The organism is Robbsia andropogonis, assembly GCF_034047095.1.
Lineage (GTDB): Bacteria > Pseudomonadota > Gammaproteobacteria > Burkholderiales > Burkholderiaceae > Robbsia > Robbsia andropogonis.
In genome coordinates this window covers 850036-874136 of sequence record NZ_CP139166.1, presented here as the reverse complement: position 1 = coordinate 874136, position 24101 = coordinate 850036, and the positions used below count along the sequence as shown (strand labels likewise).

At 60.7% G+C, this 24101-nt stretch carries 21 protein-coding genes; 13 read left to right on the top strand and 8 right to left on the bottom strand.

The window, feature by feature from the left end; all coding sequences use genetic code 11:
• Positions 1 to 18: 18 nt before the first annotated feature.
• Both SJQ66_RS08850 and SJQ66_RS08845 read right to left on the bottom strand, forming a co-directional pair.
• Positions 19 to 1272: an ABC transporter substrate-binding protein gene (locus tag SJQ66_RS08850; RefSeq protein ID WP_253465534.1), complete on the bottom strand. Its 1254-nt coding sequence runs from the start codon at positions 1270 to 1272 to the stop codon at positions 19 to 21.
• 119 nt (positions 1273 to 1391) lie between these two features.
• The gene (locus SJQ66_RS08845; RefSeq protein ID WP_320533952.1) at positions 1392 to 2531 is read right to left on the bottom strand and encodes an ABC transporter ATP-binding protein; all 1140 of its coding nucleotides are present in this window, start codon (positions 2529 to 2531) and stop codon (positions 1392 to 1394) included.
• A gap of 202 nt (positions 2532 to 2733) precedes the next feature.
• Here SJQ66_RS08845 and SJQ66_RS08840 point away from each other — a divergent pair, with 202 nt between their 5' ends.
• Complete coding sequence (locus tag SJQ66_RS08840; RefSeq protein ID WP_320533951.1) at positions 2734 to 3756, top strand: LacI family DNA-binding transcriptional regulator; 1023 nt, start codon at positions 2734 to 2736, stop codon at positions 3754 to 3756.
• Between the two features lie 113 nt (positions 3757 to 3869).
• Here the strand turns inward: SJQ66_RS08840 and SJQ66_RS08835 are convergent, their stop codons facing one another.
• A complete protein-coding gene (locus tag SJQ66_RS08835) occupies positions 3870 to 5165 on the bottom strand; it encodes an O-acetylhomoserine aminocarboxypropyltransferase/cysteine synthase family protein (RefSeq protein WP_253465540.1) in 1296 nt (431 codons plus the stop codon).
• A gap of 290 nt (positions 5166 to 5455) precedes the next feature.
• Here SJQ66_RS08835 and SJQ66_RS08830 point away from each other — a divergent pair, with 290 nt between their 5' ends.
• The gene (locus SJQ66_RS08830) at positions 5456 to 5704 is read left to right on the top strand and encodes a hypothetical protein (protein ID WP_201779136.1); all 249 of its coding nucleotides are present in this window, start codon (positions 5456 to 5458) and stop codon (positions 5702 to 5704) included.
• A 245-nt stretch (positions 5705 to 5949) separates the two neighbouring features.
• Positions 5950 to 6501, top strand: a complete 552-nt coding sequence (locus SJQ66_RS08825; protein WP_024905261.1) for a flavin reductase family protein — start codon at positions 5950 to 5952, stop codon at positions 6499 to 6501.
• On the opposite strand, the gene SJQ66_RS08820 is transcribed toward SJQ66_RS08825, so the two are convergent.
• On the bottom strand, positions 6459 to 8309 hold the full coding sequence (locus SJQ66_RS08820) for a tetratricopeptide repeat protein (protein WP_046152941.1): 1851 nt from the start codon (positions 8307 to 8309) through the stop codon (positions 6459 to 6461). The genes SJQ66_RS08825 and SJQ66_RS08820 overlap by 43 nt on opposite strands.
• A gap of 305 nt (positions 8310 to 8614) precedes the next feature.
• Here SJQ66_RS08820 and SJQ66_RS08815 point away from each other — a divergent pair, with 305 nt between their 5' ends.
• The 5 genes from SJQ66_RS08815 (at position 8615) to SJQ66_RS08795 (ending at position 14096) form a co-directional block, all read left to right on the top strand.
• A complete protein-coding gene (locus tag SJQ66_RS08815; RefSeq protein ID WP_024905263.1) occupies positions 8615 to 9910 on the top strand; it encodes an acyl-CoA dehydrogenase family protein in 1296 nt (431 codons plus the stop codon).
• A gap of 80 nt (positions 9911 to 9990) precedes the next feature.
• The gene (locus SJQ66_RS08810) at positions 9991 to 11286 is read left to right on the top strand and encodes an MFS transporter (RefSeq protein ID WP_024905264.1); all 1296 of its coding nucleotides are present in this window, start codon (positions 9991 to 9993) and stop codon (positions 11284 to 11286) included.
• Positions 11287 to 11358: 72 nt separating this feature from the next.
• Positions 11359 to 12960 (top strand): carbohydrate porin, encoded by a 1602-nt coding sequence (locus SJQ66_RS08805; RefSeq protein ID WP_024905265.1) that lies wholly within the window; start codon positions 11359 to 11361, stop codon positions 12958 to 12960.
• Between the two features lie 46 nt (positions 12961 to 13006).
• Positions 13007 to 13438 (top strand): nuclear transport factor 2 family protein, encoded by a 432-nt coding sequence (locus SJQ66_RS08800; RefSeq protein ID WP_046152942.1) that lies wholly within the window; start codon positions 13007 to 13009, stop codon positions 13436 to 13438.
• 64 nt (positions 13439 to 13502) lie between these two features.
• The gene (locus SJQ66_RS08795) at positions 13503 to 14096 is read left to right on the top strand and encodes a malonic semialdehyde reductase (RefSeq protein WP_024905267.1); all 594 of its coding nucleotides are present in this window, start codon (positions 13503 to 13505) and stop codon (positions 14094 to 14096) included.
• A gap of 89 nt (positions 14097 to 14185) precedes the next feature.
• Here SJQ66_RS08795 and SJQ66_RS08790 read toward each other — a convergent pair whose 3' ends face one another.
• The 4 genes from SJQ66_RS08790 to SJQ66_RS08775 form a co-directional block, all read right to left on the bottom strand.
• Positions 14186 to 14581: a nuclear transport factor 2 family protein gene (locus SJQ66_RS08790; protein WP_081765149.1), complete on the bottom strand. Its 396-nt coding sequence runs from the start codon at positions 14579 to 14581 to the stop codon at positions 14186 to 14188.
• On the bottom strand, positions 14578 to 16194 hold the full coding sequence (mhpA, locus tag SJQ66_RS08785) for a bifunctional 3-(3-hydroxy-phenyl)propionate/3-hydroxycinnamic acid hydroxylase MhpA (RefSeq protein ID WP_024905268.1): 1617 nt from the start codon (positions 16192 to 16194) through the stop codon (positions 14578 to 14580). Before mhpA ends, SJQ66_RS08790 begins: the two co-directional genes overlap by 4 nt.
• Positions 16195 to 16259: 65 nt before the next feature.
• A complete protein-coding gene (locus SJQ66_RS08780) occupies positions 16260 to 17504 on the bottom strand; it encodes an MFS transporter (RefSeq protein ID WP_024905269.1) in 1245 nt (414 codons plus the stop codon).
• A 179-nt stretch (positions 17505 to 17683) separates the two neighbouring features.
• Positions 17684 to 18415 carry a GntR family transcriptional regulator gene (locus tag SJQ66_RS08775; RefSeq protein ID WP_024905270.1) on the bottom strand — a complete coding sequence of 244 codons (732 nt, stop codon included), beginning with the start codon at positions 18413 to 18415 and terminating at the stop codon, positions 17684 to 17686.
• Positions 18416 to 18613: 198 nt separating this feature from the next.
• On the opposite strand from SJQ66_RS08775, the gene SJQ66_RS08770 reads away from it, so the two are divergent.
• The 5 genes from SJQ66_RS08770 (at position 18614) to SJQ66_RS08750 (ending at position 24084) form a co-directional block, all read left to right on the top strand.
• A complete protein-coding gene (locus SJQ66_RS08770; RefSeq protein ID WP_024905271.1) occupies positions 18614 to 19546 on the top strand; it encodes a VOC family protein in 933 nt (310 codons plus the stop codon).
• Positions 19547 to 19583: 37 nt separating this feature from the next.
• Positions 19584 to 20447, top strand: coding sequence for a fumarylacetoacetate hydrolase family protein (locus SJQ66_RS08765; RefSeq protein WP_046152943.1), 864 nt, complete (start codon positions 19584 to 19586; stop codon positions 20445 to 20447).
• 44 nt (positions 20448 to 20491) lie between these two features.
• The gene (locus SJQ66_RS08760; RefSeq protein ID WP_096349173.1) at positions 20492 to 21949 is read left to right on the top strand and encodes an aldehyde dehydrogenase; all 1458 of its coding nucleotides are present in this window, start codon (positions 20492 to 20494) and stop codon (positions 21947 to 21949) included.
• 29 nt (positions 21950 to 21978) lie between these two features.
• On the top strand, positions 21979 to 22872 hold the full coding sequence (locus SJQ66_RS08755; RefSeq protein WP_024905274.1) for an acetoacetate decarboxylase family protein: 894 nt from the start codon (positions 21979 to 21981) through the stop codon (positions 22870 to 22872).
• 123 nt (positions 22873 to 22995) lie between these two features.
• Positions 22996 to 24084 (top strand): porin, encoded by a 1089-nt coding sequence (locus SJQ66_RS08750; RefSeq protein WP_046152975.1) that lies wholly within the window; start codon positions 22996 to 22998, stop codon positions 24082 to 24084.
• Positions 24085 to 24101 lie beyond the last annotated feature (17 nt).

The window sequence follows — 24101 nt, the reverse complement described above, 5'->3', positions numbered from 1 at the left end:
GTGCCGGCGCTGCGGGGCTTACTTCTTGTAGATGCGCTTGCGGGTCGCTTCGAGGCGGGCGAGCAGGGCATCGAGCTGCGACGGGTCGTTGTAGAACTGCTGCATCGCCTTCATGCCTTCGTCGGCCATTTCCTTGGTCATGTCGCGATCGTAGAACTGCGCAATGCCGCCTTGCGTATTCGCGAGTGTCTGGAAGCCGACTTTCGAAATCGCGTCCTCGGGTTCGGGCGATTTATTGTTCGATGGCAGCGTACCCCAACCCTTCGCGAGCTCCGCATTGATCTCCGGTGTCTCCATGAAAGCCAGGAGCTTGCGCGCGTCGGCTTTGTTTCTTGCTTTTGTCGGAATCAGCAATACGTTCACCGGACCGTCCTCAGCCATTGGTACGCTCGCGTCGATCACGGGAAAACGGAAGAAACCGATCTCGGGTTTGATCGACGCAGGAATGCTCGCCGAAAAGAAGGTGCCCATCAGCATCATCGCCGCCTTGCCATTGACGAGAAACGGCGCAATCGAATCGAGGTCGTAAGAGAGCGCGTTATCGATGAAATAGTGGTTTTCTATCAGCGTCTTCCATGCGGTGTACACTTTTTTCACACGCGGATCGGTATACGGAACGTCGCCTGCCATCAATTGCTGGTGAAACGTGTTGCCGTTGATCCGCAGATCCAGATAGTCGAACCACGCGGCGAGCGTCCAGCTATCGCGCGCGGCCACGGCGATCGGCGCGACACCGCTTGCCTTCAGCTTCTTGCAGGCGTCGAGCAGTTCGTCCCATGTTTTAGGCTCGCCCTTGATCCCCGCCTTCTCGAACAGATCCTTGCGATAGAAAAATCCGTACGCGTCATAGCCAAGGGGCGCGGCGTACTGCTTGCCCTTATAGGTCGAGGCTTCCTTGACCGACGCATATTGCTGCGACCAGCCGTTCTTGCTCCAGTCCGGGGACAGGTCTTCGAGCAGGCCGCGTTGTGCGTAATACGCCATGCGTTCGCCGCCATGCCACGACAGAACGTCCGGCGGATCGGTGGCAAGCCAACCGCTCATCTGCACTTTGTACACTTCCTCGGTGACATACGTGACTTTCAGGTCGATGCCCGGATTGGCTTTCTTGAACTTGTCGAACGCTTCTTGCCAGGTCGAGCGCTGATTTCCGCGTGCCGACACGTTCACGTTCAATGTCGCGGCGTCGGCCATGCTGCTGGAAAACGCGCCGACAACCAACGCGGCGGCCGCGAAACATTGCGCTAGACGGCGAAGGCGAAGAGCAATCATGTTTTGTCTCCTTGACTACCTTTTCTCTGACAACTCGGCGCTGCCAGACGATGTAACCCGCTCTCTGGCGGGATCCATTTGCGCGCTGCCCGCGCGCCATGCACTGGCAGCGTGTCGTGCTATGCGGCGGCCTGCTCACGCTTGAAAGCGTTGCGTGGCATCGCGATTCCGTCCGCGTCGAACAAGTGGCAGGCGGATGGCGGGACGTGCACGCGAACGTGCTCGCCCGCGCCGATCGATGTGTCGCCCTCGGTCTTGGCGATCAGCGACCCGTCGGCGTGGTCGGCGTGAATGTAGCTGTGCTCGCCGAGCCGTTCCGACAGCACGGTCACGCACTGGATGAACTGTCCGTCGCCGGCAAGCCGCAGATGTTCGGGCCGCACGCCGAGCGTGACGGTCTGTCCCGCTTGCAGACGGTGGCCGTCCACCGCTGCCTCAAGGTGCTCGCCGCTTCCGGTGAGCTTGACGCGCACGCCGCCTGCAAGCTTCGATTCGACGACGGCATCGATAAAATTCGTCCGCGGCGAGCCGATGAAGCCGGCCACGAAGCGTGATGTCGGATGGTGATAGAGATCAAGCGGCGCGCCGCTTTGCGCAATGCTGCCGAAGCGCTCCGCGTCGGCACCGGCGTGCAGCAATACGATGCGATCCGCGAGCGTCATGGCTTCGACCTGATCGTGCGTCACATAGACTACGCTCGCGTTGGTAAAGCGCTGATGCAAACGTGCGATTTCGACGCGCGTCTGGCCGCGCAACGCCGCGTCGAGGTTCGACAGCGGTTCGTCGAACAGGAACACGCCGGGTTCGCGCACGATCGCCCGGCCGATGGCGACGCGCTGACGCTGGCCACCGGATAGCGCTTTCGGGTAACGCTCCAGAAGACTGTCCAGTTGCAAAATGCGTGCGGCTTCGCGCACTTTCCGGTCGATCACGTCTTTGGGGTGTTTCGCGAGCCGCAGTCCGAATGCCATGTTGTCGAACACGGTCATGTGCGGAAACAGCGCGTAGCTCTGGAACACCATCGCCACGCCGCGGGCAGCGGCGGGCACGTCGTTCACGAGACGGCCGCCGATGTGCAACTCACCCTCGCTGAGATCCTCCAGCCCGGCGATCATGCGCAGCAGCGTGGACTTGCCGCAGCCCGATGGGCCGAGGAACACGCAGAATTCGTGTTGTGCGATGTCGAGGTTGACCTGCCGGATTACCGGCGCATGGGCACCGTACGACTTCTGCACGTTCGTCAGACGAATTGTCGCCATTTTCCCTCCGATTTAACCGCTTAAATTTTTGTCGAAAATAGTACGAAAACCCTTGCAGGATCGGCATTTAATCGCTTAAATTCGAGGGCGGTGGAAGAAGGCATAATGCGTGTCTCCGCTGTATTTTTCAGCAAGATATCACAACCTTGTCCATCCTTTGCAATATTTGAATAACGTTCCCTGAATGTGGGATAGCGAGATCATGGTTACCCTCTCCGAAGTTGCCAGACGGGCGCATGTGACGGCCGCTACGGTGTCGAACGTGCTGCGCAACCGCGAAAAGGTTCGTCCTGAAACCGCCGAACGTGTGCTGAAAGCGATTACGGATCTTGGCTACAGGCCAAACCTGAACGCGCGCGCGCTCGCCGAGGGGCGCTCGTCGACGCTGGCCTTGATGCTGTCGAATATTTCGAATCCGTTTTATCCGGAGTTCGTGCTGGCGGCCGAGCGTGCTGCGCGCAAGGCGGCCCGTTTCCTGATGGTTTGCAATACCGACGACGACGCCGAGATTGGCCGCGCCTACTTGAACCAGATTGCCGGCACGCTGGCCGACGGCGTGCTTGTGATGAACACGGACATCGCGATCAATGATCTGTGCGCGTCGGCGATACATAGCGCGCCGATTCTGCTCGCCATGTGGGAACATCCCGAGACGCCCCCCGCCTTACCCTGCGTTGCGGTGGACTTCGCGCATGCGGGCGCGCTCGCCGCGCGTCATCTGCTCGATCTTGGGCATCGTGAAATTGGCCTGCTGATCGGCGACGGCTGCGGTGGCCTGCAGGATGCGCGCTCGAACGGCTTTCGCGCCGCCATGCGCGAGGCCGGTATCGAAACGGATGCCGGCGCGGTATTGCAAATTCGCGATTCGATCGATGCCGGATACGCAGCCTGCATGCAATTGATGGCGAATTGCCCGCACCTCAGCGCGATCTTCGCGACCAATGATCTGCTGGCCATCGGGGCGGTGCAGGCCTTGATCACGCTCGGCCGGTCCGTGCCGGGCGACGTATCGGTCATCGGCATCACCGACATTCAGCTTGCGCATCAGGTTCATCCGGCGCTGACCACGGTTGCGATCCAGACGGCGGCGATCGCGGAGCTATCCGTCAGCAGTCTGATTCGTCTGATCGATGCACACGAGATGCATCCGGGAATGGTATTGGCACCACCACCCAAACTGGTCGTGCGTGCGTCGACGGGGCCGAAGTCGAACCGGTCGCGCTGAGGCAGGGCGAGGGCCCATGCAACCGCGCGTTATGCGTTTCCGAATGGCGTCGGGATGGTCCATCTTTCACGCCCCAGCAAATGCCGCCCACCTCGAGAAAGCGGTTCCGTCGCTCAAAGCGTGGCCAATGCCTGATCGAGGTCTTCCAGCAGATCATCGATATGTTCGATACCCACCGACAGCCGCACCGTCTCTTCACGCACACCCGCGCGCGCTAGTTCTTCCGATGAAAGCTGCCGGTGCGTGGTGGAAGCCGGGTGCGTGACCAGCGATTTCGCATCGCCTATATTGACCAGGCGGGTGAACAAATTCAACCGATCCTGGAAGCGTGCACCGGCGGCACGCCCACCCTTGACGCCAAACGTCAGGATGCCGGGGCCGCGCCCTGACAGGTAGCGCTTGACGAGCGCATGGTCCGGATGGTCTGGCAAGCCTGCATAGCTTACCCATTCGGTGTTTCCGTGCTTTTGCAGATGCTGCGCGATCTTCAGCGTGTTCTCGCTGATTCGATCCATGCGCAGTGCCAGTGTCTCGATTCCTTGCAAGATTTGAAATGCATTAAACGGAGAGATGGCGGCCCCGATGTTGCGCAGCGGTACCACCCGCGCCCGTCCAATATAGGCAGCGGGTCCAAGCGCTTCGGTGTAGATGACGCCGTGATAACTCACGTCGGGCGTGGTCAGGCGCTTGAATCGATCCGCATGCTCGGCCCACGGAAACTTGCCCGAGTCCACGATCGCGCCGCCGATGCTGGTGCCGTGACCGCCAAGATACTTGGTCAGCGAATGCACCACGATATCCGCGCCATGGTCGAACGGGCGCAGCAGATAGGGAGAGGGCACGGTGTTGTCGACGATCAGTGGCACGCCATGACGATGCGCGATCTCGGCGAGCGCGGCAATGTCCGTGATATTGCCAAGCGGATTGCCAACTGATTCGACGAAAATCGCTTTGGTGCGATCGTCGATCACGGCGCTGAAAGAGGCTGGCTCACGCGAATCGGCAAAACGTGTGGTGATGCCATATTGCGGCAACGTGTGCGCGAACAGGTTGTAGGTCCCACCGTACAGCGTACTCGAGGAAACGATGTTGTCGCCCGCTTCGGCGATCGTAAGGATCGAATAGGTGACCGCTGCTTGGCCGGACGCGACCGCTAGTGCGCCCACGCCGCCTTCTAGCGCGGCAACGCGCTGTTCGAGCACGTTCTGTGTCGGATTCATGATCCGGGTATAGATATTTCCGGGCACCTTCAGATCGAACAGATCCGCGCCATGCTGGGTATCGTCAAAAGCGAAGGCGACCGTCTGATAAATCGGTACGGCTGCCGCGCGGGTAGTGGGGTCGGGCTGGTATCCGCCGTGCACGGCGATCGTTTCAAGGCGCCAGTTGGCGGATGCAGGCTCGCTCATGTTCGGTCTCCAGTGGTGAGGTCCTCCGTCGAGGCACGGTGGTAGGAGCTGATTATTGAACGCTTTGCCAGTGCGTTTTAGCACGTTTTGTCGCTTGCTTAGCTGATTTGATTTCATGCGGCGAAACACGGATGTGTTTGCTGAAGGCAGATAAGCAAAGTCACATATCTGCTTACGACCCTCACTGCTATCGACGGAACGATTTGTTGTTTAGAGGCGGTATCCGCCTGCTCCTAGAATTTCGGACGGTGACGAAAAGCAATCGCGACAATAGAAGAGGAAATTAAGAAATGCCTGCAAGCATTGCGTCTTTTATAGCGCGACTAGCTCGAACCGGCTTGATCACCAGCGCGATAGCCGTTGCGGCGGTAACAGTAAGCGGTACGCCATACTATCTGGGTGTCAGCGGCCCGATGACCGATGTCAATGCACAGTATGGCGAACAATGGCGAGCACGGTTCGATCTGGCGCTCGCCCAGCTCGACGCGGATGGTGGTGTGCGGGGGCATCCGCTTGCCTATACCTTCGAAGACAGTTAGAGCGATCCGCGTCAGTCGGTGACCATTGCGCAGAAGTTCGTCTCGGATCTGCGCATTCTGATCGAGCTCGGCGATTTCTCCAGCCCTGCGTCAGCACTGCCGCCTACGCCTGCGACGGCGGCTAGCACGCGTCATTAAGCGGTCGCGGAGGATGATGCGCACTGATGACGTGAGACATCATGTGACTTCCGTTCATCGCCGCCGGGGCAAATGATGACGTTCAAGACCACGCTGATTCTCCGATCATGACCTCTATCAATCCTTCTTTCGATGCCGATACCTTCCGTCGCGTGCTGGGCCACTTCGCAACGGGTGTCACCGTCATCACGACGCGCGACGTCGATGGCCGCCCTGTCGGCATGACTGCCAACAGTTTTAACTCCGTGTCGCTTGATCCACCGCTCGTCCTCTGGAGCCTTGCTCGACGGGCAACATCGCATGCCGTGTTCGCGTCGGCACGCTACTGGGCCGTCCATGTGCTGTCAGAGGAGCAGGAAGCGCTGTCGCGGCGTTTTGCAACGCGCGATATCGACCGGTTCGCCGGTCTCGACATGCTAGGCGGGTATGGCGGAACGCCTTTGCTCGTCGGCTGCGCTGCCCGTTTCGAGTGTGAGACTGCGTCGCTCCATGAAGGCGGCGATCACACTATTTTGATTGGTAAGGTGCTGGCGGTGGAACAGCACGCGCCTGCCGCGCCGCTGGTGTTCCACGGCGGACGATACCGCCGCCTGGCCACGCCAGCCGACGCCGCTGGTCAACCCGCCGTGGGCGTTGCCTCGCAGGCCGTGGCCGCTTGATGCACACCCGCACCCAGGCGCGCGAGAAGCGCGGCAAAGCGTTTATCGCCGCGAAGGGGATCGAATTGCGGCGCACTGCACAGCAGCAGTTCGGGCGCCGTGGGCATTTCGAGCGCGACAGTCAGCGCGGAAAGCGCGGCGTCGTGATCGCCCAGTCCGAGCTGGATTGGCACGCGTGCCATCGACACCCGTGCAGGATCGTCATCGGAATCGTTGAGTTCTTCCAGTATCGCGCGTGCCTTGTCGGTCAGACCCGCGCGGGCACTGACGTACCCGAGCTTGCCGAGCGCGTAGGCGCTGCGCCCCCCGATCTCGGTCAGTTCCTCGAATCGGCCGAGTGCCTGGGAAACGCGTCCGTCCCAGAACAGCGCGTCCGCAAGCAGCGCCTGCGCGGGCTTGAATTCGGTGTCGAGCGCCACGGCCCGGCGCGCCAGTTCAACCGCTTCGCCATAGCGGCGACAGTTGATCAGCACCGCCGCGGCCATTCCGGTGACGGTGGCCGACAGCGGATGGAACTCGCGCGCCAGGCGAATGTCGTTCATCGCACCGTCCAGGCATCCCACTTGCAGATGCAGCAGGCCGCGCGCCATGCGTGCGCCGCAGTCCTGCGGCGCAAGCGTGACCGCGCGCGTCAGGGCACCATGGGCTGTCGCCAGATCCAGAACGAACAACGATGCCATGCCCCATGCGATCAGGCCTTGTGTAGCCAGGTGCGGCTCTGTCGTGCTCATCTGCGCCACGTGTCGCAGGCGCGGCATGAGATCCGCACCGGAGCCCGGCACGATGGTGATGAAGGCGGCCAGCAGATTGGCCAGCGTCAGTTGCATTTCGGCGTCGTTCGGGTTGTCGCGCAGACGTGTTTCGAGCCAACCGATGCTGTGTCGCATGATGTCGAGCACGGTCGGCGTGCAGCCCATCCCGACGAGCAAGATCTGTCGCAGGTCCGAGTCCAGCCGCACGCTTTCGATGAACGTTTCAGCCAACGACGTCTGCCAGACAGGCGCACTGCGCATCAAATCAGTCACAAGCCTGGCAGCGGTATCTTCCAGGAAGCCGGCCTCGTCACACCATGACACTACCTTGGCATGCGTCCACAACTGGCAGCCGGTGACGGCGTCAATCAGTTGCAACAAGATGCGGATGTCGTTGCCGGTTCGTCGCAGGCTACCTTCGAAGAGCAGCGTTGCGCCAAGGTGTCGTGCGGCCTCTCGGATATCGACCATCGGCTGCGCGGTCATGGCGCGACAGGACGATCGCGCGGCGACTTCGAGTCGTGGAAGACGGCTTAAGGCATGGCTGAATTCGTCGGACAGGCTTTCACCAAAACCGCGCAGCAAGGGGTCGTCGCCCGTGGCCATGAACGGCAGGACCGCGACGCGTGCAACCGTCGAAACGCTCCGTGGCGCGAAGCTCAATGAACGTGATGGCTCGGGGATCGACCACGCCAGCACCGCGAAAGAACGCTTGGCCAATTGCAGCCGTATTGGATTGGCAACGCCTTCCGTTTCGTAATAACGGGTAAGGCGGGCGCGCAGGCGCCACGCTTCGGTACGCACCACGGTCTCGATGCGCGGATCGAAGTCCTTGCCCCGTCCGAATACCTCGACCGCGATCGTATATTCCTTGAGCCGATCCGCCCGCCCGTCGAGGGTCTGGTTGACCAGGTATTCGATCAAGGCGCGCATGCGTTCGGACGTCGCGAAGCATTGGCTGACAAGGATTCGGGCAAGTTCGCCGCGCACGCTCGCCGCGTCGGGCATCGTGCCAGCGCCGTGACATGCGTGATCGATTTTCTCATCACGTTTCAATGATATTTCCCCGGAAAATCGATAATCGGCAATGTTTTTATATTAGGGCGCCCCCTCGTTTCCCACTACCCCGAGAAAACCCCACATCGGTAGACATATAAACAACGCCGCCTGTCTCTGCGCATGACGCAAGCGTTCTCACGGAGATGCGGTGAACGACGTGACGTTGTTGATCGGAGTCGGGAACATTGATTAGACATCTTGTAACTTCATGTCGCTTTTGACCTGGCGCAAATTAGGGTCTCGCATTCGCCTTGCGGTGTGCAGTGGCGAGTGGCAGCCCGACCGAGAGGAATGTAATGACCATGACCGAGTTGTTTCCCGCCGATGGCGCCCCCGCCCTGACTACCGAACGAGGGCGTCACATCCGTGCACGGGTTGCCGAACTGGTGCCGCTGATTCGCAAGCATGCGTTGGAGGGGGAGAAGCTGGGTGCGCTTCCCGATCCGACCGTGGCCGCGCTGACAGAAGCCGGCGTTTTCAAGCTGACGACGCCGGTCGAGCTTGGCGGCTATGCGTTGGGCATTCGCGACGTGGTTGACATCGTGTCGGAAGTCGGCCGTGCGGATGGCGCGGCGGGTTGGATGGCGTTCGTCGCAGGTGGTACGCGTAACCTGCTGCCGTTCCCGGCACAGGCGGTCGAGGAGGTCTTTGCTGAACGCGACAGTTGGGTCGGCCCGTTGGCTGCCGGCGCATCGGTCTTTTCGACCAAGGTCGGCGATGCACGTCGTGTCGACGGTGGTTTCATGGTCAAGGGTGTCTGGCATTTTGGTAGCGGCTGCAAGCATGCGGGCTGGACCACTGTCGGTGTTGAACTCAAGGATGCCGAAGACCACGGGCGGCGCGGTATGGTGCTGCTCAAGCGTGATCAATATGAGATTCTCGATGACTGGCACGTCATGGGCATGCGGGGTACGTCCAGCAACAGCGTTGCCGCGCGGGAGGAGGTTTTCGTCCCGCAACACCGTTTCCTCGACATGGCTGACTTGGGTCCGCGCATGGACGCACTGCGTGGCAAGTACGAGGGCGTGGCCTACCGCATGGATATGCGAGGTCTGATGCTCGTCACGCACTTGACGGTGATGGCGGTCGTGCATGGCATGGCGCGCGGCGCGCTTGAGTGCTTCATGGAGCAGACGCAACGGTTACAGCCGTTTAACCTGCCGTATCCCACGGTGGCTGATATGCCATCGGCACAGATGGTGGCGGCCAAGGCCGATGCACTGATCAGCGCGGCGCAGGCGATGATTCATCGCTATGCCGAGGTGGTGGACCGCGCGGGCATCGAGGGCACGGCGATACCGGCGGAGACCGAGGCGCAAATGACGATGCACACGGTCTATGGCGCCAAGATGTGTGATGACGCGGTCGGGATGATCCAGTTGTGCCTTGGCTCGTCCACCGCGCGCGATAGTAATCCTATCCAACGCTTCGTACGCGACATCCGCGTTGCGAATCTGCACGGCGCGACGCGGGTGGATCCGCTCAGCGAGATTCACGGTCGGCATCTGCTCGGTCGTCCGCCGTTCGGCATGTTCGCTGGTGGGTTGCCTGACGTGGCCGGCCCCAAGGACGCGAAAGGACCGCCACCGGCGCGGTGATCGCCAGGACAAGACACGGCGCGGGTACGCCGGGCATCACCCAGTACCCCTATAAAACTTTAAGAAATTCGGAGACAAGCATGGACATCATCCACGATGGTGCCGCGGCACAGGATCGTCCCACCACGGCCGACATGCTGCAACACGATACGCGTTACCGATGGCGCCTGCTTTGCGCGCTCTGGATCATCATCGTCTGCGCCGTCGCATTACCCAGCGTGGGCGCGAGCGTCGTCAACACGCATATGGCCGAAGCACTGCATTTCGATCGTACCGTCATCGGCGTCGGCTTCGGCCTGTTCGTGTTGACGATGGGGGTACCCGGTCCCATCGTTGCGGCGGCCATTCGCCGCTTTGGTGTCAAGCGCGTTCTCCTGGCAGGCTGCAGCCTGCTGGCCGTCGGCAGCTTCGTCATGGCGACGAGCGTGACGCGTAGCTGGCAATTTCCGCTTGCTTTCGGTCTGGTCGTGGGGGCTGGCTGCGCCTGTGCCGGCGTATTGCCCGCACAGGCCTCCGTGGCGCGATGGTTCCCCGACAAACGCGCGTTGGCGGCGTCGATCGTGCTGTCCGCTATCGACATCGGTGGCATGGTTGCGCCACCCGCGCTCGACAAACTCATTGCCCTGAACGGGGGCGATTGGCGTGCGGGATGGTTTGCGATGACCGCTACGGCACTTATCGCGCTGATCATCACCACCTTGGTGATCCGGCCCGATGGCGCGCGGGAAGCCGACCCCCTGGCTACCGGCGTGCATGACATGCCGGTGCCTCTGCGTGATGACGAGGCGGAATGGACGTTCCGTGGTGCGCTGCGGACCCGGGCGTACTGGATGATCATGATCTTCACTTGCGTGGCCGGCTTCGACTGGATGTTGATGATGGCCCACGGCGTGATCCACCTGCACGACAGCGGATATTCATCGTCAGCATCCGCCTTCGCGGTGGCGCTCATGGTGGCCGCCTCACTGACCGGCAACGTGCTTGCCGGCGTGCTCGGGGATCGCATCTCGGCCCGGTATATCGGCGCGGCGGCGATGTTTTTGCTGACGATCGGACTGGGTGCGGCGATGCATCCGCATGGGGATGCGGGTCTATGGTATTTCGCCGTGCCGGTGGGGCTTGGCTATGGTGCGTCCCAAGTCTGTCTGATGGCCCTGCTCGCGAAGTATTTCGGGGCGCGTGCGTTCCCGCAGGTGTTTGGCCTGATGCTCGCCGTCGGTACGGCTTCGGCGGCGTTGTTGGTGGGGGCGGGAGGGGCGGTGTTCGATAAGACAGGCAGTTATTCGCCCGTGTTTGTTCTGTGCATCGCGCTGTCGGTGCTTGCCACCATCGCGGTAGGCCTGGCCGCGCAACCCGAACCGAAACGCCAGGTCTGATAACGCCGCGCCGGGCATCTTCCAATGCTTTGACTACTCCTAAAACAACGCTACGCGAAGTCCATAATCATAATGAAATTCGTCAATAACGTCCTCGCGACAAAGGTACTGTTGCTCGCCGCCGTTACGGCCAACGCGCAATCGAACGCGCTCACCCAGGGCGGGGATGCCAGTACATCCGATCCGGCTACCAGGGCAACCCAGTTGGTCAAGACGCCGGCTGCGCCGGTTGCTGCCGCCAGCGCGACGGGAGTCGCCAACGGTCATGGCGGCACTACGGCGCAAGGCACGCAGTATGCCCAGAATGTGGTCACGCCGGACACGACGCCGAATATTGGCATGCCGCTTCCCTCGGGAGGGCATGGTGATGCACCGGGGCTACGGCAGGGGCCGCTCGCCGGGTTCGGCGACTGGCTCGGCAAGTACGGTGTCGACCTCGGTTTGCTCCTCACCAACGGCTATTTCAATAACCCGTCGACCGGCGTTTCGCCGGGTAAGTCGGCCAACTATGGCTCGCTTTTCATGTCTGCGACGATCGACCTGGATAAGCTGATCGGTATCCCCGATACCCAGATCAACTTTGTCGAGGCCTGGAACCGACCGGCGCACAATACCAAGACCTACCTGTTTCAAACGGGTTCGGCATTCACTGCCTTCCCGGTACAGTCGGAAAGTAGCGATCTTGTCAAGTTCACGTTGTCGCATGACTTGTTCGACAAGCGCTTGCACATCGAGTATGGGCGCATGAATACGAACGACAACTTCATGGTGCCCACGATGTGCAGCGGCTGCGTTGTCTCGACGCCCGCCATCACGCTCGACGCACCCGGGGTGACAAAGTCGGTCTGGGGTGCACGCGTTGCCTGGCAATTGACGCAGTACACGAAGCTGGGGCTCGGCGTCATTGAGGACAACTCCGACAACTGGACCACGACGAGCGGCTGGAACTGGACCACCAGAACGCGCGCGGGCCTGATCGGCATCGCCAACGTCACGCACGATACGGATTTCAAGGACAGCCGCTTCCCGACGAAATACGAGGTCGGCGTATATCACAAGACCACACCGTACACCGATTCACTGTACAACACGGACGGCACGAGCCAGGCGCTCAATCCAACCGGCACGCCGCTCAAGCATACCAGTGGCACGTGGGGCTTCTATGGGCAGGGGCGGAAAGTGTTCTGGCGCGACAGCGACTCGAAGGGGCCGGTGCCGCGCAACCTCGCGGCTTACGGCGGGGCGTTCATCACCCCCGGCCCGGGTCAGGCCTATCCGATCGAAGCATACAGCGGCATCGAATATGGCGGGTTTCTGAAGAACAATCCGGTGGCGTTGGTCGGTACGACGGTGCGCTACATCCGTCTGAGCAGCGAGCGGGCGCTGTACGAGCAACAAGCACGGTATGCCTTCACTAGCATGCTCAACGGCGCAACCGGCGGGGCGGTCCCCGTGGTCAACAACAGCGTGGCGCGCAATACCTTCACGTTCGACGTGCATGCGCAGTTCGGCATCGTGCCCGGCATGCTGGTCCAGGGCTTCGCGCAATATTTTCTGCATCCCAACACGGCCGTGCTGGCCAGCGTTTCACAAGCGCAGACGCGCAGCGGCTGGATGGTCGGTGCATTTCTCGTAATCGATATCGGTCGCCTCACCGGTCTGTCGAAAATGTGAACGCGGCACGCCATTTCTTAAATCCTAACCTACAGGTACGTCATTTATGAGCGTGAATTCCTCGCCAGAGCCTACGCTGGAGCAAAAGAACCGTCAGGTCGTCTTCGACTTCTTCCGGCATGTGCTCGAGGCCCGCAATCCGGCGGCCGTAAGGCAGTTCGTCACCGACGACTACAAGCAGCACTGCAACCATATCCCAAACGGCCCGGATGGTCTGGAGCAGTACCTGCGCGGCCTGTTCGGGGATGCGCCGCCGCTGCCGGTTCAGGACGAGATGAGGTTCCCGCCGGCAATATTCGTGGCCGAGGGCGATCTCGTAGTCATTGCCGGCTACGCCCCACAACCGGAACCGGACGCGCCCGGCACGATGTACGACTATTACGTCTTCGATGCTTTCCGGCTACGCGATGGCAAGCTGTGCGAGCACTGGAACAGTATTAACAAGATCGCGCCGCCTCGGCATCCCGAGTCCGCCTGATAGCAGGTTTTCACGTACGCCATGCGAAAGCATGGCGCCGTCGTTTTCTTCCACGCCTTATATCATGACCATCTTGATCGACCCCATTATTTTTTCACGGCCATTTACCGAGGCCCACACGGCCAACAGGTTCACCGACGAGCCAGTGTCAGACGATGCCCTGCACATGCTCTACGAGGCTGCCAAGTTCGGGCCGACATCGATGAACTGCCAGCCGATGCGATTGATCTTTGTCCGCGGCGCGGAGGCCAAGGCCCGTCTGTGTGCCGTACTCGCACCAGGGAACGTGGAGAAGACCATGGCCGCGCCGGTGACCGTCATTGTCGCGATGGACAAGCAGTTCCACGAGCAGATGGCAAGCCAATTCCCCGCCATGCCGAACGCCGCGGGCATGTTTGCGGCCAACCCCGCGCTGGCGGAGGAGACCGCGCTACGCAACGCCACGCTACAAGGTGCCTATCTGATGATCGCCGCACGCCTCGCTGGCTTCTCCGTCGGGCCAATGAGCGGATTCGACCGCGCCGGCGTGGACGCGGCTTTTTTCGCCGGCACCGAGTGGCGCGCCAACTTCCTGTTCAATCTGGGCGTTGCCGATCCCGCCGGTTTCCGCCCGCGTGGACCGCGCCTGTCCTTCGATGAGGTCGCGCGTATCGTATAACGCACGGCGAGACGCATGTCGCCAACGCCATGGTCGGCAAGGTGCATCGCGCAGCGGCCTGCCAGCGCCGGCTTGCGTGGCGGTTGGCTTTATTGGGCCGGCAGGGCGGTGGACTGGAAGTGCAGCAGGCGCCAATCGCCATCGGTGAGGCGCCAGAGCGTGTGGATGTAACTGCGCGTGGCGATGTGCTTGGATTCATCAGCGTGCAGCGTGGCATGCATCGTCTGGATCATGGCGATACTGGTGAGGTGACCGTCCTCGGTCACCCGTTCGATTTGACGTTCGATGCGAACGACGCGCAGCGTTTTCGCGAAAAATTCCAGAACGTCAGCCTTGCCTTGAACCAGGCCCGTCGAGTGAACATAGATCAACGTGTCGTCGAACAGATCAGCCAGCGCGGACAACTGGCCTTGCGCGAGAAGTGCGACACGGCGGTCCTCCGCGGCCATGGCTGGACCGGGACGCAGGGCGGCGGTCGTCATCATACTTCCAGCGCTTGCCGTACGGGAGACGCAGCCAAGTGTTGCCACGTCTTCATCAGGTCATCCACGACGCTTGCCGCATCGCCTTGGCCGAATACATAAAAGTCCGGACGCACGAGAACCGTGTTACCGCCCAATTCCGTGAACCAGCGCGCGTATGTGCCGTCGATGTCCTGCGCCGCACAGTGCTCGCCGACTCCGATCACGATGGCCCCGATATCGCTCAGGAACTGACGCTGTGCTTCGCTCAATGCATTCGACGGATCGTGTTCATGGCCGATCAGGGCGAAGCCCGATCCCACGATATCGTCGAAACGGCCGATTTTGCCCTGATAGGCAACGCGCCCTTGCACGCCAAGCAGACCGGTGTGGTCGTCGCCCTCGCGAATGAACGGCGAATCTCCCAAGCGCGGCGCCGGCCAGCGCTGCTCGCTTCGGCCGGTATCGTTGCGCAATTGCTGATCCCGTTCCTCTGCTTGACGGGGATCGAGCACACAAATAATCTTGCCCAGCATCACGGCAAACGCGACAAATACCGTTGCGTGTTCCTTCCGTTCGGCCCCATAGCTGTCCAATAGTCCGTCCGGCGCCTGGTCACGCAGAACGGCGTCAAGCCGCCACGTAAGCGCCGAGACGTCGCGCAGGCCCGCGCAAAGTCCTTGCGCTGCAAAGGGCGGCGTGAGATGCGCTGCATCGCCGGCAATCATCATTCTGCCGCGTCGCCATGTCTGCGCGACGGCAGCGCCGAACGTATAGACGGCGTGTCGTTCAAGAATCGCATTGGAGGGTGTCCAACCCCAGCGTTCCAGAAGCGGCCATACGGCTTGCGCATTGTTGAAGTCTTCCTTGCGTTCACTCTCGAGCATCATGAATTCGAAGCGACGGCGGCCGGGTCCGCCCGGCACCGCCGTGGTGGGCCGCTGAGGGTCGCATATCTGGATGACATCCGCGTTCCATTGTGACGGGTCGCGCGGTTGCAGGTCGACGACGAGCCAGTCCGCGGCAAAGCCGATGCGCTCTAATGACGAGCCCATTGCCTGTCGGACAAAGCTACCCGCGCCGTCGCATCCCACGACGTAACGCGCCGCGACATAGGTTGGTTCGCCGCCATTGTCGCCCGTCACGTGCGTTTCGAGGACGACGCGGTCAAGATGCTCCACGACGCCGGTGACAGTGACATTGTGATGCACCGTTACCTGCTCGCCATACCCCTCATGGATTTTCTTGTCGAGCAGCCGTTCGAGGTCCGGTTGGCTGAACGCGCAGCGGCTCGGCCAACCGGAGGCGACCACTTCATTGAGCGCCGGGAAGGCCTTCAATACTTCGCCGTCGCCGTTGCGCCATTCGTACCGCTCGCTCAGGCACGTCGCGGCCTCGAATTCCTCCATGACGCGAAGTGACTGCAGCATGCGCATTGCTTCGTGATCCAGACACACGGCGCGCGGCAGTCCATACAAAGTCGACCAACGCTCGACCACGACGACGCGATGTCCGCACTGCGCGAGCTTGAGCGCCAGCGCTTGCCCCACTGGCCCGTAGCCTACGATGGCGACGTCTGCCATATCCACCTGGCTTGGCGAGAGGCCGTCATCGCGATGTTGTGAGATGGATGCCACTGTCTTTCTCCAATAGGTCTTCATAAATGTGGCGAAGACAATGTCAGGTCCTCGCCATCAATGTGTCAAGGCAAGGTGTTCACCACGTGTTCTTCGATGGCGTTCGAACGATGCGGCTCGCGTACCCCGATCGCAACGATCGCTGCACCGAACACGGTGGCGATAAGGGCAATGACCGGAATCACCGTGATACCCATCTGGTGCGCGAGGGCCCCGGCCATGGCCGGGGACAGTGCGCCGCCGACAATCTCTCCGACACCGACCACCACGCCGGTGGCTGACGCTGCCAGCGGTGCGGGAACGGAAGCGCTCGTGAGGGGGCCGACCGTGATCGCAATGGCACCGGCGTTCATGAAAGTAATAATGAACAGGATGGCGAAAAGCTTGAGCGGTTCGGCGCCGATTGATGGCAGAACCCATAGCGCGACCACTTCCACGATCAGTGCAATCAGCAACAGCGGTTTGCGTCCGAATTTGTCGGAGAGCGCGGGAATGATGACCATGCCGACGAGACTGCCCACGCCCTGGCCGCTTAGCACCAGGCCCATCTGGTCCAGGCTTAATTTGATGTGGTCCGTCAGGTAATTGGGCATGAAGGCCGACAACGTAATGAGGCAGGTCAGATAGCACAGCATGGTCGCCGTGTTGATCAATACCGCGCGGTGGGTCAGAACGCTGCGCCATTGTGTGGGCGCCTCGCGCGGCAAGGGCGCCGCTCGCGGCGCGTTGCGCAGCACGCGGGCCATGACGAACGCGAGCAAAAGCCCGGGCACCGCGACCGCCGCGAACACGTAGTGCCAACTCGGCATTACCTTGAGCAAGCCTACGGCGATGACGGGCCCGAGACCCAGGCCGACGAGGGGTTGCGCCATTTGTTGCAGACCGACGTTGAGTCCGATCCGCTCAGGTTTGGACGCATTGACCGTGGCGACGATGCTGGCGGGCAGATAGGCACCTTCCGCCAGTCCCATGACCGAACGAATTACCAGCAGGCTCACGAGGCCGGTCGCAAATCCCGTCGTCGCCACCAGCAGCGAAAAAATGACCATGGCCGGCACCAGCACGCGTGCGGGTCCCAATCGATCCGTGATCCGGCCGCTAACGATCGATGCGAATCCCCAGGTCAGCGCAAGCGCCGCCGAGATCATGCCCAGGTCCTGGTAATCGAGCCCGAGTTCCTTCTGCATTACCGGGAACAGCGGATTGATGATAAAGCGATCGAGTCCGACCATTCCCAGGCCTAGTGCCAGCACGCCAACGGCCTTGAACTCATAAGCCGAATCGGGAGTGGCGGGAAGATGCTGTTGCATTACAGGTCTCCTGTGTTGGGCAGGCTAGCGCTTCCGCACCTGATCCGGCCCTGCAAGATGATTCTTATTGTTCGTCAGCGAATCGCGGGCAAGATTGAGCCCTGCCGCACGTCGCGCAGCATGTCAATGGCTTTACATAGAAGGGTGCGGCTGCACCCTGCGGGATCAGTGCTCCCGCATCATGGATTGTGCTTTTTGCGGCCGCCGCGACGTTGTACGTCACCCGGTGTTTCGCCTTCGTTGAAGACCGCCTTCAGAATGATCCCCGTGGTCGCCCAGAAATGCTCGCCAAGCAGTTGTGTCGCGCGATCGGCGTCCCGGGCCATCGCCGCATCCATCAGCTCACGATGTTCGGTCATGGCGTCCCGGTTTGCTCCGGAGGTGTGTTGCTCAGCCAGATTGCGATAGCGCTCCGACTGATCGTAGAGCAAGCGGCACAGGCGGAGCGTCCACGGCGATACGCATCCCACCAACAGCGCTTCGTGGAACTGCCGATGCACGGATGCCCACGCTTCATGCAGATCCGGCGAACTGGGCGTCGGCGTCCTTTGCAGACGGTGAAACGCGGAGAGCACATTCGATTCCCACTCTACGCCACCACGCACGAGGGCCTGACGCAGGCCGGCACATTCCACTTGGACGCGCGTTTCGGTGAGATCCACAAGATCTTCACGCGAGACCGGCGTCACGCAAAAACCGCGCTGATCCTCGGAGTCCACGAGGCCATCGGTCACAAGGCGTGACAGTGCTTCCCGAATGGCCGTGGCACCAATCTCATAGCGCTCACTGAGCGCCTGGATCCGCAGTCGTTCCGCCGGGCGCAGCAGTCCAGAAAGGATATCTCCGCGCAAACGTTCGACCGCAAGCGACGTCAGGCTCTTGCCGTTCGGAGATGACACGGTGTTTTGCATGAGATGAATGATTCCAAGGTGATGAAGCGTAGGCTGATTCTCGCCTTGATCATGCATGTTGGTCAAGATTATGGAATTTCCTATGTTTTATCGATTTTATTTAGAATAATATGTGAACACGGATTTCATGGATTTGTTCGGGTGTCCGACGTCATGTCGAGGTACACCGGTCGGATGACAAAAGAAGGAGACGCTTTCGTGATTACAGTGCAAGACATTGCCTTCGTGCGGTATCAGGTCACGGACCTCGATCGCATGGAGCGTTTTCTGCTCGATTTTGGTCTGCATCGCGCCGCTCGCACGGAAAGGGCGCTCTATATGCGTGCCGCCGGTCCCGCGCATCACGTGCATATCAGTGAACTTGGGGATAGCAACCAGACGGTTGGCTTCGGACTGTATGCCCGCGATGCGGCGGACCTGGAGCGTCTCGCGTCACATCTCGGCCTGCAGGTGGAAGATAACCCGGAACCCGGTGGTGGCCGTCGCGTGCGGATGCACGATCCGAGTGGGTTCCTGGTGGACGTATTACATGGGGGGGCGCAGCACGCGCCGTTGCCGCTGCGTGAGTCGGTCGCCGTGAACTTCGGGGGGGCGCCCCAACGCCTGGGCAAGCCGGTGCGTCTGAAGCCGCGTCCTAGCGGCGTCATGCGGCTTGGACACATCGCCATTCAAGTCAGCGATTTCGCGGCATCCCATGCTTTCTATCGCGATGTTCTGGGCTTGCGTGCGTCGGACACCTACTGGGCCGGCACTCAACAGAACACGATCGCGGCGTTCATGCACTGCGGACTGGGCGATGAGTGGACAGACCATCACACGGTGGCGGTGATTGCCGCTCAGGACGGGCGCTCCCGGTTCGACCATGCCGCCTTCGAAGTACTGGATATCGACGACGTCATGCTGGGTGGTGAGTACCTGAAGTCGTGCGGCTATCAACATTCCTGGGGCGTGGGCCGGCACGTTCAGGGTAGCCAGATCTTTGATTACTGGCGTGACCCTTTTGGAAACAAGATAGAGCATTGGACGGATGGCGATCTCGTCAACGACAACATGCCCGTGGGGCATGCCCCGATGTCGCCAGACGAGCTACGTCAATGGGCTCCCCCCATGACGCCAGAATTTTTTGAATGAACCCTACATCAAAACGCATTCCGCAGGAGCGCTTAGTATGAAACTTGCCCGCTACACCCTCGCCGGCGTCACGACCATCGGCGTCATCGACGGCGACCGCGTCATTCCACTGACGGCGCTCGACGCTTCCGCACCCGCCTCGATCCGCGAAGTGCTTGCAGCTGGCCCGGCGCTGCTAGCGCGTCTCGAACAGGCGCTTTCCGACGCGTCGGGTGGCGTATCGCTTAAGGACGTGAAGCTTGAAGCGCCGATTCCTGATGCCCAGAAATACCTGGCCATCGGCATGAACTATCACGATCATGCGGAGGAAGCGGCGCGAGCGGGCATACAGGTGCCGACCAACCAATTGTGGTTCAACAAGCAGGTCACCTGCATTACCGGCCCGTTCGATCCGATATACAAGCCGAAAGTGTCCAGCAAGATGGATTACGAGGCCGAGTTGGGCGTCGTCATCGGTAAACGTTGCCGCTATGTGAGCGTCGAGGATGCTGCAAGCGTGGTCGGCGGCTACTTTGTGGCGAACGACGTGACCGCGCGCGACTGGCAGTTCAAAAGCCCCACCTTCACGCTGGGCAAGTCGTTCGACACGCATGGCCCGATCGGACCATGGATCACGACCGCCGATGAGATTGCCGATCCGCACGCCCTGGAAATGAAGCTCTGGGTAAACGGAGATTTGCGCCAGAGCGCGAGCACTGGCGGCATGATCTATAACATTTGGCAGCAGATTCACGAGCTTTCCCAAGTCATGACGCTCCAGCCCGGCGATCTGATCGCGACAGGCACTTGCGCGAACGTGGGCATTGCGCTCGGCAAGTTCCTTGAGCCCGGTGACGTTGTACGGGTCGAAATCGAACGACTAGGCCATATCGAGAACGCGGTCGCAGCCGAAATTGCCTGAACGGCCGATGAGGCATGGCCTATAAAAATCAGGGGACACGAGACATGGTGTACGAAGTCAATTTGTTGGTCGGCGGAAAGGCCGTGCCGGCTGCGGGCGGTAAATCCTTTGAGCGTCGCAATCCACTTTCCGGAGAGACGGTAACGCAGGCGGCCGCGGCCGGTGTCGAGGACGCCACGCTGGCAGTCGAGGCCGCCGGAACGGCGTTTCCCGCGTGGTCCACACTCGGGCCGGGCGCCCGACGCAAACTCCTGACGGCGGCGGCTGACGCGCTGGAAGCGAAACTTCCGCAGTTCGTCGAGTCAATGACTGCCGAGACCGGCGCGAGTGCCGCATGGGCCGGTTTCAACGTGGAGGTCGCGACTGGCTTCCTGCGCGAAGCAGCGGCGCTCACGACCCAGGTAAATGGCGAGGTGATCCCATCAGACTTGCCGGGTTCGCTCGCGTTGTCGGTGCGGAAGCCGGCCGGTGTGGTGCTCGGCATGGCGCCCTGGAACGCGCCAGTGATTCTTGGGGTGCGTGCGATTGCAGCCCCGCTCGCATGTGGCAACACGGTGGTGCTCAAGGGTTCGGAGCTCTGCCCACGCACGCATTGGCTTATCGCCGATGCGTTCCGGGACGCCGGTTTTCCGGCCGGTGTCGTCAATTTTGTCAGCCACGCGCCCGACGCGGCGGCGGCGGTCGTGGAGACGATGATTGGCCATCCCGCCGTGCGCCGGGTGAATTTCACGGGTTCGACGCGCGTGGGGCACGTCATTGCGCTCACGTGCGCCAAGTACTTAAAGCCGGTGGTGCTCGAACTCGGTGGCAAGGCGCCACTTGTCGTGCTCGATGATGCGGATATCGACGCCGCAGTGAACGGCGCGGCATTCGGCGCATTCGCCAACTCGGGACAGATTTGCATGTCGACCGAACGGATCATCGTCGACGAAACGATCGCCGATGCATTCGTGGCACGGCTCGCGGCGAAGGCCGGTGCACTGCCGGTAGGTGATCCGCGTGGCCAGGTGCCGGTGGTGTTGGGTTCGGTGGTGGACGTCAGCACCGTCGAACGCTGCAATGCCTTTATCGACGACGCGCTGGCGAAAGGCGCGACGCTGCTGTGCGGAGGCAAATCCACGAACACGCTGATGCCGGCAACACTGCTCGATCATGTCACCCCCGCAATGCGAATTTACAGCGAGGAATCGTTTGGTCCCGTGAAGCCTATTGTGCGCGTACGGGGCGTCGAAGAGGCAATCGCCTGCGCCAATGACAACGAGTATGGCTTGTCGGCGGCGGTATTCGGCCGCGACGCGGCCCGCGCCTTCGAAGTGGCGAGGCGCATCGAGTCAGGCATCTGCCATATCAACGGACCGACGGTGCACGATGAAGCGCAGATGCCGTTCGGCGGTGTGAAGGCAAGCGGCATGGGGCGTTTTGGCGGTCAAGCAGGTGTGCATGAATTCACTGATCTGCGTTGGATCACGTTGCAGACCACGCCGCGCCACTACCCGTTCTGACCCATCAATCAAACATAAGGAGTTATACGATGACCATAGAATTCAAGCCAGGCGTACGCTATCGCATGCCTGCCGTGTTCGGTCCGGCGCCAGGGCCCCGTCAAAAGGCGGACGGCACGCCATGGACGCTCGAGGAATCGGGAACGATGAATGCACGATGGATGACGGTAAGCTACCGTACGAATCGCGCGCAACTGGAACGCATTCTGCCGCCGGGCTTCGCGCTACGCGGTGAGCCTGAAGTACATGTCTCGCTTGCCCAGTTCAGCGATCTGTATTGGCTGGCTGGTAGAGGGTACGGCATTCTGATGGTCGAAGTGCCGGCCGTCTATACCGGTAAGGACGAAACGATTGACGGTTCGTTCTGCCCTGTCTTATGGGAAGGTCGTCCAGATGCGATCATGACCGGGCGCGAGGAGTTGGGATTTCCAAAATTGTTTGCTGATATGCCCGATTTGCGTGTCGACCTCAAGACCGGTCTGGCGGGCGGGGACGCATCATGGTTCGACTTCAAATTTTTTGAGATGCAGATTGAAGGGCTGACTGAGGCGGGCGGTGAAAAGAAGTTACCTGGACCCGGCGGCGCGGCGCTTTTCTACAAGTACATGCCGCGCACCGGAAGCTACGGAAGTGGTGGCTGCGATGTCGCCTACACAACCACGTCGCAGCCATTGCCGCAAGCAGCCGGTGATGTGTCACCAATCAAGTTTAACGACGCGAACTTTAAACGCTGGAAGGGCGAGAGCGGTGTCGTGAAATGGAACCGGGCAACCTTCGCGCAGTTGCCCACGACGTTTCATATCGTCAATGGAGTTGCGGATCTGGAGATTCTCGACTATCTGAGCGTTGAGATGGTCGAGTTCAGTGGTCCGGGTATTGCCGTGTCGGCCAATGTACTGCGTGCAGTCGAGCCGGCCCGCTGACGCGGGAGTTTGCAAAGCGTGCCAATGCGCCAGGGTTGGGGGTGAAACAAGGCGTATGGCACGGTGCGTACGAAAAATGTCGTTGTAAAGGTAGTCGAAAATACTAATAAAATGGAGACGGAAATGAAGCGATTCGTTGGAATATGTTTAGGTATACTTATGTGTTCGACAGCGTACGCACAAAGCAATGTCACGCTTTACGGTCTGATCGACGGAGGCATTTCATACGTATCGAATCAGGGGGGGCATTCGGTTACGAAATTCGATGACGGGATCTATACGCCAAGCATGTTCGGCCTGACGGGGAACGAGGATCTGGGCGGCGGAACCAGCGCTATCTTCAACCTGCAGAGTCAATTCCAGTTAGGTACGGGAAGCGTGCTTCAGCAAGGGATTTTCGGCCGCAATGCGTATGTTGGGTTGAAAAGCAGTCGCTTCGGACAGTTGACGTTGGGTAACGTATACGACTTCATGTCTGCGTCGTTGCTGGACAAGGGAAACAATCCCAGCGCGCTTACCGGTGGGTTGTACAGCTTCGCCGCCGGACCCTTTCAAAAACTCGGTATCCCGCAAAACTCCACGGGTTGGTTCGACTGGAGCAGGGCGAGCGGTATCCAGATGAACAGTTCCATAAAATACGAGTCACCCGTCTTTGCAGGTTTCTCCTTTGGTGCATTGTATGCGCCGGGGGGTGTTTCGGGATCGTTTGGCGCGAATTCAGGCATGAGTTTCGGTGCGAACTATGTGGCAGGGCCGTTCGGACTCGGCGCTGCTTACACGGAGAAGAAATATGCCGGATCGTCTGGCGGATCGCCTCAGATTCCCATCAGGAATTGGGGAGTCGGCACGCATTATGTACTTGGCCCGGTCTATCTGGTCGCAGACCTTGTAACTGTTCGAAACGCATTGTCCGGTGCAACGGCATGGGCCGCCCAGGCTGGGGCCAGTTGGCATCTTACCCCAGCGTTTTCGCTCGGGGCTAGCTATATGTACATGAAAGGAAACGAGGTGCTTGATGGCAACCACGCGCATCAGGTGAGTACAATTGCGAACTACTCGCTGTCCAAGCGAACGACGGTATACGTCGAGGGCATCTATCAGCGTGCCAACTCTGGCGCACAAGCGGCGATCAATGGCATCATGGATACGTCAGGCTCGTCGAGCAATGCATCTCAAGCCATTGCGCGCGTGGGCGTTCACACCATGTTTTGAAAGCAAACCGCGCCACG